We start from the raw sequence: 14,773 nt of genomic DNA, 5'->3' as shown, positions 1-14,773 counted from the left end.
GGTACCGCGCGCCACCTCAAGTTCCGACGTGCCCACTCAGACTTCCCGGCGCACCCACTCAGACTTCCCGACGCACCCACTCAGATTTCCCGGCGTGCTTTTGGCTTTCCCGGCGTGCTTTTGGCCGGGATCACGCCATGGTCGCGGTGGATTCCGGCCAAAAGCGCGCCGGAAAAAGGGTTGGGCGGGCCGGAAAGGTTGGGTGTGCCGGATGAAGGCGACGGAGCCGCCGGTGCGGTCAGACGCCGTGGAGGCGTTGGCGGAGGGTGGTGTAGCGGGAGCGGATTTCGGGGCCGGGGCCGTTGGCGGGGGGTGGGAATTCGCGGGCGGGCGGGGGTTTCCAGGCCGGTGGGGTGGGGGTTCGGGCGAGGGTCCAGGCTGCCTGGCGGGCGGCGCCGAGGGCGACGTATTCCTGGGGGTCGGGGACCGCTACCTCGACCTCGAAGATTTCGGCGGCGATCTCGGCGACGAGGGGATTGGCCGCCGCGCCGCCGATGAGCAGGACGCGGCGGGGGGTGATGCCGTCGGCGCGGAGGCGGTCGAGGCTGTCGGCGAGGTTGCAGAGCATTCCCTCGATGCCGGCGCGGGCCATGTGGTGCGGGGCCATGGATTCGAGGGTCAGGCCGTGCAGGGTGCCGGCGGCGTCCGGGAGGTTCGGGGTGCGCTCGCCGGTGAGGTAGGGCAGGAGGGTGAGGCCCGCCGCGCCTGGAACAGACTGCCGGGCAACCGTTTCCAGTTCGTCCAAGCCGATACCGAGCAGTGCGGCGGTCCGGTCGAGCACCCGTGCCGCGTTCAGCGTGCACACCAGGGGAAGGAAAGCGCCGGTGGCGTCGGCGAAACCCTGGATCGCACCGGATCCGTCGGCGCTCGGGTGCGACGCGCGGGTGAAGACCGTGCCGCTGGTACCCAGCGACACCACGACGTCGCCGTCGCCGATGCCCAAACCGAGTGCGGCGGAGGCATTGTCGCCGGTCCCGGCCGCCACCAGCAGGCCGTCCGAGGTCTGCCCGGCCGCCTCGGACGGACCGAGTACCCGGGGCAGTTCCGGGAGACGATCCCGAAATCCCAGTGCGACAAGGTCTTTGCGATACTCCCCCGAGGCGGGTGACCAGTAGCCCGTCCCGGAGGCGTCACCGCGATCGGTGATCGGCTCCACATCGGGCGTCCCGCCAAGCAGCCGCCAGGTGAGATAGTCGTGCGGAAGCAGCACCCGCGCCACCCGATCGGCATGCCGCGGCTCGTGATCGGCCAGCCAGCGCAGCTTGGCGACCGTATGCGCGGCGAGCGGCACCAGGCCCACCGCCTCGGCCCAGGCCCGCGCCCCGCCGAACTCCGCGACCAGATCTTCGGCCGCCCGCGCGGAGCGAGTGTCGTTCCACAGCAACGCCTCTCGCACCGGAACCCCGGAGGCGTCCAGCGCGACGAGTCCGTGTTGCTGGCCCGCAACCGCGATCGCCGACACCCCGTCGAGCAGTCCGTCGGTCGCCTCACGCAGCGCGCTCCACCATGCCTCGGCGGGCACCTCGGTACCGTCCGGATGCGGAACCTTGCTGTGCCGCACGATATTTCCGCTGTCGGCGTCGCACACGACGACCTTGCACGACTGGGTCGAACTGTCGACCCCGGCTACCAACATCAGAGACGCTCCTTCCGCAGCGGCCGGATCTGGATCTTGCGGCCCGCCCCCGACCGGAACGTGTCGAGCGCCTCGTCGAACTCGCCCAGCGGGAAGTCGTGAGTGATCATGGTGTCGGCGTCGATCACACCCTCGCCCAGCAGGTCGACCGCGCGGCCGAAGCTGTGCAGGACCGCCATCGATCCGACGATGGTGATCTCGTCGTTGTAGACGCGGAACGGCGAGACCGAGGCGCGGGCCGCCGCGGCCGCGACCCCGAACTGCTGGAAGGTGCCGCCGCGCCGGACCCGCGACAACCCGTCCTCGATGGCCGGGATCGCGCCGGTGCAGTCGATCACGATCTCCCAGCCCTCCGGGCGGTCGAGTTCGTCGGCGTCGGTGACCGCGGCGTCCGCGCCCAGCGTGCGCGCGACCTCCAGGCGGGCGGCGTTCACATCGACCACCGAGACCGAGGCCGCCCCGGCCGCGATGGCCAGTTGCAGCATCAGCAGGCCCATGGTGCCCGCGCCGTAGATCAGGTAGTGCGAGGCGAGTTGCCGGGGCAGCACGTCGAAGCCGTGAACCGCGCACGACAGCGGCTCCACCAGCGCTCCGTGCGTCGCGGGGACGTGTCCGGGCAGCCGGTGACAGTTCTCGACGGGTACCTTCACGTACTCGGCCATCGCGCCGTCGACGGTGTCGCCGATCGCGCCCCAGTTCTCGCACAGATTGCCGCGGCCGATCGCGCAGTAGTGGCAGCGCCCGCAGAACAACGACGGATCCACGGCCACGGTGTCGCCCACACGGACACCAGGGGCCTCGGCGCCCAGCTCGACCACCTCGCCCGCGAACTCGTGCCCCGGCACGATCGGATACGACGTGGGCGGGAACTCCCCCGCCACGATGTGCAGGTCGGTGCCGCAGATTCCGACCGCGCCGACCCGGACCACCACCTCGCCCGGTCCGGGGGCGGGGTCGGGCAGGGTCGTCACCGAATATTTGCCGGGTTCCTCGATTACCAGGGCACGCATACGTCCACCTTGCACCCCGGTATGCCGGATATTGGCCGTTTCACATCGATGTAGCCGAATGACGACGGCCCGTCACCGAGCGGTGCTGGTACCAGAGCGCGGTCGTCGCGATATCGGCGTCCTCGAGCGGCAGGTAGCGGCGGCCGTTGTCGCGCCAGCCCAGCGCCTGGATGGTGACGCGCAGGCTGCGGTCGAAACAGATCGGGTCGCGCACGTGCCAGCGGTACATGCCGAAGCGCTGCTGTGGTTGATAGATCTCGTCGGCGGGCAGCGCCTGCACGAATCCGAGGTACGGCGTGGAGTAGGTGCGGTATTCGCCGTCGAGGTCGTAGTTCCAGGCCCCGCCGAAGTAGTCCTCGGTGCCGGTGCCGCAGATGGTGGGGAATTCGGTGGCGCCGTCGAGGAAGAATTTCAGCTCACCCTCGCCCCACCAGCCCGGCGCGTTGGGCACGATCGCCAGGTAGGTGCCGACGTACCGGCCGGGGCCCGGGACGTCGTCGAGGACGGTGTGCACGGCGGGGCTGCCCAGCGGATTGCGGCGCTGCCAACGCGCGTGCAGGTAGCCCGCCGACCGCGGAACCTCCTGTTCGAGGTAGGTCAGCTGGTAGTACACCGGCACCTGACGGTCGCTGCCGTTGTGCAGTGTGACGCGGGCGTGGGCGCGAAACGGCATGGGCCAGAAGCTGTTCAGCCCGCCGGCGGGGGCGACCACCACCATCTCCGAATTCACCAGCGCCAGTTCGTCCCACGCGTTGCAGAAGAACGAGCCCAGTGGCACCTCGATCGCGGGTTCCGGTTCGGAGTCCCAGTACATGCGCAGCGTCATCTGCGACAGCACGGAACGGTCGGTGGTGAGCCAGAAGTGGCGCAGGACGCCGGGGCCGGAGATGTCGGCCAGCGTGGCGGTGGCGCCGGAGGGCAGGTCGATCGACGGGGAGACCTTCCAGCCGATGCCCAGGTCACCGGCCGCGTGTGCCCCGGTGCCCGCCGTCGCGCGGCCGCCCGCTCCCGGTGCCCCCGTGGGGTTCTCCGGACTGATCGAGCGGGTACGTCCCTGATCGAGCCGCCATATCTCGTGCACCATGGCGATTTTGACATGCGACCCGGCCCACGTGGTCACGTTTCGCGATCACACGGCAAATACAGTGGTCGGACCGTGTTTCGGCGGCGCTCCCGCTGACCGGGACTCGGGGCGGAGGCATCGGCCGCCGGCGGCGATGGTGTGAACGGCGTCACGTTCTCGAGGGCGCCGGAGGAGGAAGAAGCCGATGCGAGTCCTGATCACCGGAGTCACCGCGCCGAGCGGCCGCGCGGTGGCGCGCATGCTGCTGGCCGCCGGCCACGAGGTGGTCGGCGTGGATACTCGCCGGCACCGCTACCTGGACCCGAGGGTCGAGGTGAGCGACGGTGCGGCGAGTGTGATGGCGGGCTGTGACTGCGTGATTCATCTGGCGGCCGGACCGGTCGGAGATGTCGCCGGCGCGGCTCGGGAGGCCGGGGCCCGGCTGGTTGTTCCCGTTCCGGCCGGGCGGGACGTGGCCGATATCGTCTGCGAGGACGCGCTGGTAGTCCGCACCGCACCGGTCGCGGGACGACGGGTGGATCGTCGAGTACTCGGAATGCTACTGAACACCGCTGGGCCACAAGACTTTCAGTTGCTCCACAGCGATGATCTGGAACGGTTCCTGGTGTCGGCCGTCGAGTCGCGTAGCAGCGGCGTGGTCGAACTGGCAGCGCCCGGAACAGTATCCGGTGACGAGATACGGCACATTCTCCAGGCCAACCGGGCTCGACGTCGCTCTTCCGCCCGCCCACCACTGCTGGACCCTGTTGCAGCGCACGAAGAGTGGGGTTTCCGATGCGGGTGGACTACCCGCGAGGTGGTCGAGGATATCGCGCGCGGACTGCCCGGCCGCCGCCGCGACCTCCGCGCACGCCTCGGCGCGATACCGCTGCCTACCCACGTGATTCCGTCCCGCGCCACCACGTCCGACGGCCACGGACTGCACAACGCGGCACCGGACGGTCTGGAGGGCGAATTCGACGACCGCGTCGACGACCGCATTCCGGTGCACACGGCCACCAACACGTCCGAGGCGCTGCCGGGCCCGATGACGCCGCTGACCATCGACCTGCAAGCCGGGGCCATCCGCCTGGGCAACGAGGCCATGGGCCGGATGCTCGCACTGCAGGGGATCGCGCTGGAGCACTGGGTCTCTCGGGTCACCTCGGTGCTGGGCCACAGCTTCGACATCAATGCCTCCATCGGTCTGCTGGCCGCGGACAATATGCCGGGCTGGGACGAGGAGACCATCCGCCGCGACGTCTACGGCGCGATCCCGGCGGAGGTGCCGCTACAGCCGGAGGGCCGCCCGCCGATGCCGACCGGCCCGGCCGGGCGGCTGGGCACGCTGCGCGCGACCGGCCGGGTGCTCGCCACCGCGCTGCGATACCGCTCGACCGCCGAGCTGATCCATGCCGCGGCGCGTGCGGAATCCCTGTCCCGCAGCGCTATCGGTGCACTCACCGACGAACAGTTGCACGCCCGGATGTTGCTGTGGCGCGATCGGCTCGATCAGGCGTGGCAGGTGGCGTCCATCGGGGTCATGATGACGGGCGCGGCCACCTCCGTGCACCGGGGCGAGGTGCGGATCGATCCGCACCGGCTGGAATCGGCGAAACCCGTTCTGGCGGTGGAACGTCTGGCCGCCCTGTGCCGTCAGGACGCCGGGCTGCACGAGGTGGCCAGGCGCGGCGATGTGGCGGCGGCGCGCGAGAAGTCACGGGCATTCGCCGCGGCCTTGGACGAGGAGCTGGCGGAAGTCGGCCACCGGGGCCCGGGCGAATGTGAACTGCTGAATCCCACCTTCGCCGATCGCCCGGAACTCCTGGTGACCGCCGCCGCGCGGGCCGCGGACCTGCCCGCACCGCACCGCGCCCCGGTGTCCGCACCGGCCGGCCGCGCCGCCGCCCTGGCCGTCGGCGCCACGGTCTACCGCGAACGCGCCCGCGACGCCGTCGTCCGCATCACCGGCTGCCTGCGCATGGCCACCCGCGAACGGGCGGCACGGCTGATACGCGCGGGCGCGCTGGACGAGAGGGACGATTCGGCCTACCTGACTCTCGACGAAATACTCTGGGCCCCTGCGGATCTGCGGGACCGCGTCGCCCGTCGCCGCGCCGAACGCGCACGGCTACAGGACATCCGCATGCCCGACCTGGTGGTGGGCCACTGGGAACCGGCGTCCGCGCCGGGCGCGCTGGCCGTGGGCGAGACCCTCATCGGACTCGGCGTCAGCCCAGGGACGGTGGAGGGCACCGTCAAACGAGTCCTCACGCTGGACGACGACATCGACCCCGGCGACATCCTCGTCGCGGCCGTCACCGACACCGGCCACACCGCCATGTTCGCCTACGCCGCGGCAGTGGTCACCGATATCGGCGGGGCGGCCTCCCACGCCGCGATCGTCGCCCGCGAATTCGACATCCCCTGCATCGTAGACACCAAAACAGCCAGCACCGCCCTGTCCGACGGCCAGCGAATCCGAGTAGACGGCACCACCGGCACCATCACCCTCCTCTCCCCCGAGTGAGCTGTGCCGGGTGCGCCCGCGCCGGGCATGATGGCCCCCGTGAGGTGGGAAGAGGTAGCCGAGGAGTTGGTGCGCGACAGGTTCCCGGATGCCCGCGCCGCCTGGCTGGGCGGCAGTACGGCGACCGGAACAGCCACCGCCACCTCGGATTTGGATATCACCGTGCTACTGGCGGGCCCGCCCGCACCGTACCGGGAGTCGCTGCTGTATCGCGACCGGCCGGTGGAGTTGTTCGTCCAGACCGAGGCGTCGTTGGAGTGGTTCTGCGGGCCGCCCGCTACGCGATAACGGATCTCCTCGAGGATCTGGTCGGCGGGATCGAAGCGGACGAGCGGCTCCTGGTCGCGGCCGAGCTGTGGAAGAGGACCGCCGATCTCCTGCTGACCGGGCACGGCCGCTGGAGCGCGGGCGGGAAGCGATTGCAGCGCGAACTCGTCGACTACGACCGGGAGCGGGGCACCGGATACGCACGGACGCTCGCGGATTCGGTGCGGGCGGTCACCGGTGGGGCCACCGGGCCGATGATTGCGGTGGTCACCGGCGTGCTGGAGATGTTCGGGGGCAGGCTGTTCGAGGGGTATCGGGTGACCGGGCCGCCGCCCGACGTGGGTGGTCGTGGTCGACTACAGTCGGGTGGGTGAAGGCTGTCGATACCGGGGTGGTGCGGGATGCGCTGATCTCGGAGACGGATCTGCTGGCCGATCTCTATCTGAGCGAGGATCCTAAGACGCCCGTACCGGCTTGTCCGGGATGGACATTGGCGAATCTGGTGGCTCATGTCGGGGGTGGGCATCGGTGGGCGGCGGCCATGGTGCGCGGGCGGGCCACGGAATTTCTGGAGTTCGCCGAGGTGCCGGAGGTGCGGCGGCCGCGGGATGTCGACGCGGCGGCGGTGTGGCTGCGTGGCAGCGCCCGGCTGGTGATCGAGGAGGTCGACGCCACCGGCACGGAGGTGCCCGTGTGGACGCCGTTCGGGGCGTTGCGGCCGTCGGAGTGGTGGATCCGGCGACGGCTGCACGAGTCGACCGCGCATCGCGCCGACGCCCTGCTCGCACTCGGCCGCACGGTGGACCTGGCGCCCGAACTCGCCGCCGACGGGCTCACCGAACTGCTCGAACTCATCCGCATGGGGTCGCCCCGATTCCAGACCCCGCTCGATACGGGGGCGACCCTGGCCCTGCGTGCCACCGACGGCGCGGGCGACTGGTCGATACGCCGCTCGGACTCCGGAATCGATTGGGACACAGAGGTGTCGGCGGCCTCGGCGACTGTCGAGGGTACGGCCGTCGACCTCTTCCTCCTGCTGCTGCGCCGCATCCCCGCGGATCACCCCGGACTGAAGGTCTCCGGCGCAGACGACGTCCTCACGACCTGGCTCGAACGCACTCGATTCTGAACGACATTCAGCCCGTGACCACCTCGTGCTTGTCGGCGCGGTGGGTACGGCGGTACTCGCTGGGCGAGATGCCGACCTCGCGGCCGAAATGCGCGCGGAGGTTGGCGGCGCTGCCGAGTCCGCAGCCGGCGGCGACCATGTCGACGGGAAGATCGGTGGCCTCCAGCAGTTCCCGCGCGCGCAGGATGCGCTGAGTAAGCAGCCAGCGCAGCGGGGTGGAACCGAGTTCGGCGTGGAATCGGCGAGCCAGCGTGCGCTCGCTCAACCCTGTCCGCTTCGCGAGATCGCCTACCGTCAAAGGCGTTTCGAGCCGCTCCAAGGCCCATTGCAGCGTGGCGGCGAGCCCCGGGTCGGCGGCCGACACCGGCACCGGCGAGCGGAGGTACTGCGCCTGCCCGCCCGCGCGATGCGGCGGCACCACCAGGCCCCGGGCCGCGGCATTGGCGGCCTGGGAACCGAGATCCTTGCGAATCAGGTGCAGGCACAGGTCCATTCCGGCCATCGTGCCCGCGCTGGTGAGGATGCGGCCGTCGTCGATGTACAGCACGGCCGGATCGACATCCAGGTGCGGATGGCGATCCAGCAGGGCGCGCACGTGCTTCCAGTGCGTCGTCGTCCGCCGCCCGTCCAGCAGCCCGGCCGCGGCCAGGACGAACGCGCCCGAACACAGCGCGGCCACCCGCGCCCCGGCCTCGTAGGCCGCGCGCACGGCGTCGACCAGATCCGGCGGCGGGTCGAGCCGCACATCGGGTGTGGCGGGGACGACGACGGTGTCGGCGGCGATCAGATCGTCGTAGTCGTAATCGGTCAGCGTGACGAACGGATCGCGCAGCGTGGCGTGCCGGACGCCGCGCGGGCCGCACAGCCGCAGGTCGTACCAGCCCGCGGGGTCGATGCCGAGCGGCGGCTCGCCGAAGACCTGGTAGGGAATGGCCACCTCGAAGACCGGCTGTCCGGGCGCGACGGCGACGGCGATCGTATGCGGGCGCGAATCGGTCATGTCGGAAATCTAGCGCATCATGGCAAATCAGCCACTCGACCGCGTGATCTTGTGGCTGGATAGTTGCAGCCATGACCACTACCGCCACGCCACAGTCGTTCTCTCCCTCGGACGTCTCCTCCCCACACCGCTGGCGGGTACTGGCCGTGGCGGGTATCGCGCAGTTCCTCGCCATCCTGGACCTGTTCGCGCTCACCGTCGCGTTCCCGACGCTGCGCGAATCGTTCGGCGACGCCTCGCCCGGCGCGGTGTCGTGGGTGCTCAATGCCTACACGATCGTCATGGCGGCGCTGCTGGTGCCCGCGGGCCGCCTCGCCGACGACACCAGCCGCAAGCGCGGATTCCTCACCGGCATAGCGCTTTTCGGCCTGGCGTCCGTTGCCTGCGGGCTGGCGCCGAATCTCTGGGTGCTCATCGCCGCCCGGGTCGTGCAGGCCGCCGCGGCGGCGCTGTTGGTGCCGACGGGCCTGGGTCTCGTGCTGCCGGTGTTCGACAAGCGCGAGCACGCGACGGTCATGGGGATCTGGACCGCCATCGCCGCGGCGGGCGGTGGTAGCGGACCGGTGATCGGCGGGCTGCTGCTCCAGGCGAGCTGGCGCTGGATCTTCTTCCTGAACATCCCGTTCACGCTGGTGGCATTCGTCCTGGGACTGCGGGTGCTGCCCGAGATCCGGCAGCGAGCAGGGCGACGCCTGGATCTGCTGGGCGCGGCCCTCATCCTCGGGGCCACCGCGGCGCTCACCACCGTCTTCGTGCAGGCCGCGGACTGGGGCTACGGGTCACCCGCCACAATCGGCAGCCTCGTGGCCGCGATCGCGCTCGGCGCACTGTTCGCCCGGCACGCGCGGCGGCATCCCGATCCGGTGGTCAGCCCGGTGGTGTTGCGGCACAGGATGTTTCGCGTCGCCACGCTCGGAGTGTTCTGCTACTACCTGGGTTTCGCGGCATTGATCCTGGAGGGCACGCTGTTCCTGACCCAGCACTGGCACTATTCGGAACTGCGCGCTAGTCTCGGCATCGCCCCGATCCCGCTCAGCTGCCTGCTGGCCTCGCCGCTGTCGGGCCGGATCGTCGCCCGCATCGGCGGCAGTGCCTCGGCGGCCCTCGGCGGTGCGGCCATCGCGCTCGGCGCCGTGTGGTGGGCGGCGCTGGCGGGTGTGTCCGAGTCGTATCCGCTGGTGTTCCTGCCCGGCGCGATTCTGGCCGGGATCAGCACGACGCTGTTGCAGCCGCCGCTGTTCGGGGCCTCGGCGCTGCTGCCCGCCGATCAGCTGTCGCTGGGCTCGGGGACGCTGATGATGGCGCGGCAGACCAGTTCGGCGCTCGGGGTGGCGGTGCTGACCGCCGTCCTGGGCCGCGTGGCCGGGCTCGGCGAATTCCGCGCGGGGTGGATCTACACCGCCGTGACGGGCACGCTCGCCGCCGTCGCCGGGCTCGCCTTCCGGGAACGCGCGTCCGGCTCCCGGCCGGACGGTGACCGGACCGGTCAGCCCAGCTTCAGTCCCGGCCAGCCGTAGCGGGCGGGGCCGGCGGCGAGACCCGCGCCGCGGGCGGGCGCGACCTGCCCGGCGGTGGCGGCGGGCTCGGCATGCTGGATGCCGCGTTCCCGCCGCACCTCGTCCATATCCATCCACTGGATGTTCTGGACCGCATCCTCCAGCTCGGCGGCCGTCTGGAAGCCGAGTTTGGTGTAGACGAGCAGGCCGTCCCGGAAGCCGAGCAGCGTCGGCAGGCTGGTGATCTGCGCCGCCGCGGTGAGCGCCTGCTCGGCCTCGGTGTCCACGGTGGTGTGCAGGATCTCCGGATGCTGAGACGCCGACTCCTCGTAGATCGGCGCGAACCGGGTGCACCACCCGCACCAGGACGCCCAGAAGTCCACGAGCACGATGGCGCCGCGAGCGATGGTCTGGTCGAAGTTCTGTTGCGTCAACGCGTGCGTGGGCATGCGGTCCTCCCGGTGACGCTCGGATTCGCCGACATGAGCCCGAATTCTTCCACGAAGGCCACCGCCGCGTCACTCCCGAAAGCGCAGCGGGGCGATGTGCACACCGCCCTGACCCCACCCGGCGTGCGTGATCCACAGTTCCCCGTCGTCGTCGACGATCTCGGCCGCGTGCGCGGGGATGTGGCCGACCTTGTCCGCCGGGCGGAAGTGCAGCGGGTCGTCGCTGCGGAAGACGTCGGTGCCCACGTAGTGCGGGCGCGGGCCGATGAACAGGTACCAGGAATCGTCGTGGCGGACCACGAACGGCGATTCGGTCGGTCCCGCGCCGGTGCCGGTGCGCGGATCGGTGTAGGCGAGGGCGCGCTCACCCCAATGCACCAGGTCGGTGCTGGTCCGGTACGCGACGACATGGTGGCCGCCCGCCGGTTCGCTGGTCGCGCAGTAGTACATGACCCACCGGTCGCCCAGGCGCAGCACCATCGGATCGCGGGCGTCGTAGCCGTCGTGGAACAGCGGCCCGGCCGGGCGGCGGGTCCAGCGGCGCAGGTCGGTGGAGGTGGCGAGGTTCATGGCCGTGGCCGTGCGGTCGGGGCCGCCGGCGTCGTAGAACATGTGGTACCGATCGCCCGACGCGACTACGTACGGAGCCCAGAGGTGGGTCTCGCCGTAGTGGCGGTCGACGGTCAGCGCCGGGCGTCTCCTCTTCCACGGGCCGAGCAGGTGATCGGCTGTGGCGTGGGCGAATTCGGTCTCGTGCCAGGGGTCGGCCGGTTCGGGATGGGTGATCCCGAACAGATGCCAGCGGCCGTCCGCGTCACGGACCACCGTGTGATCGTTGATGTACCAGGGCCGCGATTCGCCCTCGCTCGGGTCGTAGATAGGTCGGAATCGGCCCGCACTCACCTGCATGCCGATACACGGTGCCGTCCCGGACGCCTCGGCACACGGCGACACGCCGTCGCGACCGGGCGGGTGCGAGACGCCGAAGATCGGGTAGCCCCTCGATATGGGACGCCGCCTGGGCAGACACCCGCAGCGGACACCGTTCTACGGGACGGTGATGATGCTGACCGCCTTTATCTCCGGGCTGTGGGTCCGGGATCTGCCCTGGATCGCGCTGCGGGTGGTGGTCTATATCGCGCTGTTCGTGCTGGCCGCCGTGGGGTTCGTGATGACGTTCCGCGACTACTCCTAGGCGGGATTCGGCTCACGACGTGGTGAGCGACCCGCGCAGGGCCTCGAGGACTTCCTTCGAAACAGCCTGTGCCCTCAGCCATTCCGCGGCACCGCCGTGGTCGGACCGCAGGTTGTCCAGGAAGCGCGCCATCACCTCGGCGTCGACGGTCAGGATGCCGGTGTTCGCCGCCGGCAGGCCGCGGTAGGACGGCAGGGCGTCGAGGCGTTCGCGCACCCGGGCCATGCGCTCGTTGGTGAGTTCGTAGTCGGCGGCGATGATCTCGGCCGGGACTCCTACCGCGTCCAGCAGCACCGCGGTCAGGACACCGGTCCTGTCCTTGCCCGCGGCGCAGTGGAAGACGACGGCGTGGCGGTCGCTGTCGGCCACCAGCCGCACCGCGGCCGCGATCTCGCCCGCACTGCCCGCGAGCAGCTGCGCGTACAGGTCGACGAGGTCCACGCGCGTGCGATCCGGCACGAGATCCCGTGCCGCCAGCGAGGATCGCGGTGATTTCCGGACGGGAAGGTTGACCCGCCGGACCGGTGCCGCACCCAGCGCGCCGTAGCCCTCCCGCGCCACCTCGTCGGGTAGCCGGAGGTCGATGAGCGTGCGCAGCCCGATCGGCCCCAGCAGCGTGGACAGGTCGGCGGCGCTGGCGTGCTGTAGCGTGCTGGACCGGTAGGCGATGCCGGAACGCGTTGTGCCGCCGCCGTTCACGGGCAGTCCGCCGAGGTCGCGGAGATTGTCGATGCCGTCGAGATCCACCCAGCGCCGCGCGTGCCCCGCGTCAGTGCGCACGGCCCGCCGCCGCCTCGTCGGACCGGTTCAGGCCGCACAGCCCGATCAGGTCCTCGTGCAGTTCGAACCACACCGTGTGATAGCTGTCCGCGACCGGCCGCGCCACCCAGGCGTGCTCACCGGCGGCGATGCGGTCGGCGGCCAGGTCCAGCCGGTCCCGGTAGCGGCCCAGCCGCGGAACCAATCCGCCGAGGCGCTCGGCCAGCGACCGCACCCGGTGATGCAGATCCCCGAGCCGATCGAGCACGGCCGCATCGTATTCGGCGTCGGCATGGTCGTTCACCACGGCGGGGCCCCTCATCTGCCACGCGGTGACGATCTTCTTCACCTCCGCGTTGAAGACGCAGAATTCGTCGTAGGCGGCGGCCACGGCGTCGCGATCGATTCTCGAACGCTCCTGTGCCAGTAGCTGTTCCATCTCCCGACGGCCCTCCGGAGTGAGCCGCAGACCGGCCGGGGTCGACGCGCACAGACCACGGTCCGCCAATGCCGCACAGCACGCGGCGACCTCGGCCGCGTCCCCACCCGAACTGTCGACGACTCCCTCGACCCGCACGCGCCCCTTGACCCCCACCAACCGCAACACCTCCAGCTCGGAAACCGCACGGGACCCGGTACTTTCGTCGCGGGCGACCGGCGCGGGGTTCCGATCGCCGGCTACCTCGTCGAGCCGATCGGGCAGGTCTTCCGGGGCTACGCCCGCCCATTCGGACAGGCGCCGGACGTCAGCGAGGACGGACGGGTCTACGGTCCGGGCGGGGACGCGGCCGAGCCAGACCGTGCCGGTGCCGCCGTCCACCGTGACCGTGCGACCGGCGAGGGAGGCGGTCGTGCCCGCGCCGCAGCCGACCACGCACGGCCGTCCGAGTTCGCGGGTGACCAGGGCGGCATGGGAGGTGGCGCCGCCGAATTCGGTGACGACCGCGCGGGCGGCGATCATGCCGTGCAGGTCAGCGGGGCTGGTGGTGGGGCGGACCAGGATCACGTCGGCGCCCGACCGCGCCCGGGCCTCCGCTTCGGCCGGGTCGGTCACGACGATGCCGGAAGCTATTCCGGGACAGGCGGACTCACCCCGCGCCAGCGGCTCGCCCGCGAAGGTGCCGGAGGACGGGCGCAGCACCGCGCGCACCTGGTCGGCGGTGACCCGCGCCAGCGCCTGCCGGGGCTCGATCAGGCCCTCGCCGGCCATGGCGACCGCGGCGCGGACGGCGGCCCGCGCGGACCGTTTCGCCGGGCGGGACTGCAGCAGCCACAGCGTGCCCGATTCCACCGTGAATTCGATGTCCTGGATATTGCGGCCGTCCCGTTCGAGCAGGACGGCCGCCTCGACGAGCCGCCGGTGCACCTCGGGCTGGTCGTGGGCGAGTTCGGCCAGCGGGCGCGGCGTGACCCGCCCCGACACCACATCCTCGCCCTGCCCGCCGGCGAGCCATTCGCCGTACGCCGGGCCGTCGCCGGTATTCGGGTCGCGGCTGAACAGCACGCCAGTCCCCGAGCGCGCGTCGAGATTGCCGAACACCATGGCCTGCACCGTGACCGCGGTGCCGAGGTCGTCGGGCAGGCCCCGGTGTCGGCGGTACGCGGTGGCGCGTTCGGAGTCCCACGACCGGAAGACCGCCGCGATCGCCGCGCGCAGTTGCTGCCACGGGTCGTGCGGCACCGCGGCGTCCGGATCGCCGAGGACGGTCTCGCGGTACTGCGCGCGGAACCGTTCGCGCGTGTCGTCGGCATAGTCGCGACTGCCGGTCTGGACGGCCAGCGCCCGGGCGACGTCGGCATTGACGCCCAGGTTGAGGACGGTATCCATCATGCCGGGCATGCTCACCGCGGCGCCGGATCGCACCGACACCAGCAGCGGCCGCCGCACCGATCCGAAAGTGCGGCCGGTGCCGTGTTCGAGCATCGCGATCCCGTCGCACACCGCGCGCCAGACGCCGTCGGCGATCTCGCCGCGCGCGGTGAAATCGGCCCAGGCGTCCGTGGTCAGCGCGAAGGCGGGCGGGACGGGCAGGCCGAGCGCGCGCATGCGATCGATGCTCCAGGCCTTCCCGCCGATCCGCTCCCGCGGCAGCGCGCAGGACCCGTCGAGCGCCACGACGGTGGCGGCCGGGTTCTCGCGCCGATGAGCACGCTCCGCTCCCACGCTCATGTCACTCCTTCGATCCGGTCGCCACCGGCGTGGCGGGCACAGGACGAGAGTGCCGCCGTTCGCCACCTC

The 14,773-nt window shown here is 71.1% G+C and carries 14 protein-coding genes; 6 read left to right on the top strand and 8 right to left on the bottom strand.

Translation table 11 applies throughout. The annotated features are described in order from the left end of the window. Window positions 1–238 precede the first annotated feature (238 nt). From xylB to ON41_RS10160, 3 genes are read right to left on the bottom strand one after another with little or no spacing between them, the layout of a single operon-like run. Window positions 239–1,639, bottom strand: a complete 1,401-nt coding sequence (gene xylB, locus ON41_RS10170; protein WP_218003412.1) for a xylulokinase — start codon at window positions 1,637–1,639, stop codon at window positions 239–241. After that, window positions 1,636–2,646: a zinc-dependent alcohol dehydrogenase family protein gene (locus ON41_RS10165; RefSeq protein WP_040747126.1), complete on the bottom strand. Its 1,011-nt coding sequence runs from the start codon at window positions 2,644–2,646 to the stop codon at window positions 1,636–1,638. The genes xylB and ON41_RS10165 overlap by 4 nt, the downstream gene beginning before the upstream one ends. Window positions 2,647–2,686: 40 nt before the next feature. Further along, window positions 2,687–3,766 carry a glycoside hydrolase family 172 protein gene (locus tag ON41_RS10160; protein WP_246829494.1) on the bottom strand — a complete coding sequence of 360 codons (1,080 nt, stop codon included), beginning with the start codon at window positions 3,764–3,766 and terminating at the stop codon, window positions 2,687–2,689. Between the two features lie 148 nt (window positions 3,767–3,914). Between ON41_RS10160 and ON41_RS10155 the strand changes: the two genes are divergently transcribed. The 4 genes from ON41_RS10155 to ON41_RS10145 are packed head-to-tail and all read left to right on the top strand — an operon-like array spanning window position 3,915 to window position 7,635. Next, entirely contained in the window at window positions 3,915–6,239 is a 2,325-nt protein-coding gene (locus ON41_RS10155) for a PEP-utilizing enzyme (RefSeq protein WP_040747125.1), read from the top strand. A gap of 39 nt (window positions 6,240–6,278) precedes the next feature. Then, window positions 6,279–6,527 carry a nucleotidyltransferase domain-containing protein gene (locus ON41_RS42640; RefSeq protein WP_218003408.1) on the top strand — a complete coding sequence of 83 codons (249 nt, stop codon included), beginning with the start codon at window positions 6,279–6,281 and terminating at the stop codon, window positions 6,525–6,527. After that, entirely contained in the window at window positions 6,497–6,880 is a 384-nt protein-coding gene (locus ON41_RS42635) for a hypothetical protein (RefSeq protein WP_051161190.1), read from the top strand. Before ON41_RS42640 ends, ON41_RS42635 begins: the two co-directional genes overlap by 31 nt. Beyond that, entirely contained in the window at window positions 6,877–7,635 is a 759-nt protein-coding gene (locus tag ON41_RS10145; protein WP_051161189.1) for a maleylpyruvate isomerase family mycothiol-dependent enzyme, read from the top strand. Before ON41_RS42635 ends, ON41_RS10145 begins: the two co-directional genes overlap by 4 nt. A 7-nt stretch (window positions 7,636–7,642) precedes the next feature. On the opposite strand, the gene ON41_RS10140 is transcribed toward ON41_RS10145, so the two are convergent. Beyond that, window positions 7,643–8,635: a GlxA family transcriptional regulator gene (locus ON41_RS10140; protein WP_040747123.1), complete on the bottom strand. Its 993-nt coding sequence runs from the start codon at window positions 8,633–8,635 to the stop codon at window positions 7,643–7,645. Window positions 8,636–8,706: 71 nt separating this feature from the next. Here ON41_RS10140 and ON41_RS10135 point away from each other — a divergent pair, with 71 nt between their 5' ends. Beyond that, window positions 8,707–10,152, top strand: a complete 1,446-nt coding sequence (locus ON41_RS10135; RefSeq protein ID WP_040747121.1) for an MFS transporter — start codon at window positions 8,707–8,709, stop codon at window positions 10,150–10,152. Here ON41_RS10135 and ON41_RS10130 read toward each other — a convergent pair. Then, window positions 10,122–10,580, bottom strand: coding sequence for a thioredoxin domain-containing protein (locus tag ON41_RS10130; protein WP_040747120.1), 459 nt, complete (start codon window positions 10,578–10,580; stop codon window positions 10,122–10,124). The genes ON41_RS10135 and ON41_RS10130 overlap by 31 nt on opposite strands. Window positions 10,581–10,649: 69 nt before the next feature. After that, window positions 10,650–11,489 carry a glycoside hydrolase family protein gene (locus ON41_RS10125; RefSeq protein WP_040747119.1) on the bottom strand — a complete coding sequence of 280 codons (840 nt, stop codon included), beginning with the start codon at window positions 11,487–11,489 and terminating at the stop codon, window positions 10,650–10,652. A 97-nt stretch (window positions 11,490–11,586) separates the two neighbouring features. Between ON41_RS10125 and ON41_RS10120 the strand changes: the two genes are divergently transcribed. After that, entirely contained in the window at window positions 11,587–11,775 is a 189-nt protein-coding gene (locus ON41_RS10120) for a hypothetical protein (protein WP_040747117.1), read from the top strand. Between the two features lie 12 nt (window positions 11,776–11,787). Here ON41_RS10120 and ON41_RS10115 read toward each other — a convergent pair whose 3' ends face one another. Next, window positions 11,788–12,555 carry a tyrosine-protein phosphatase gene (locus ON41_RS10115; RefSeq protein ID WP_051161188.1) on the bottom strand — a complete coding sequence of 256 codons (768 nt, stop codon included), beginning with the start codon at window positions 12,553–12,555 and terminating at the stop codon, window positions 11,788–11,790. Continuing rightward, window positions 12,545–14,704, bottom strand: coding sequence for a pyruvate, phosphate dikinase (locus ON41_RS10110; protein WP_063709862.1), 2,160 nt, complete (start codon window positions 14,702–14,704; stop codon window positions 12,545–12,547). The genes ON41_RS10115 and ON41_RS10110 overlap by 11 nt, the downstream gene beginning before the upstream one ends. Window positions 14,705–14,773 lie beyond the last annotated feature (69 nt).

Source organism: Nocardia transvalensis NBRC 15921 (genome assembly GCF_000308875.1).
Taxonomy (GTDB): Bacteria; Actinomycetota; Actinomycetes; order Mycobacteriales; family Mycobacteriaceae; genus Nocardia; species Nocardia transvalensis.
Note: the sequence above shows the minus strand (reverse complement) of the source record. Positions and strands in the feature narration are given on the sequence as shown.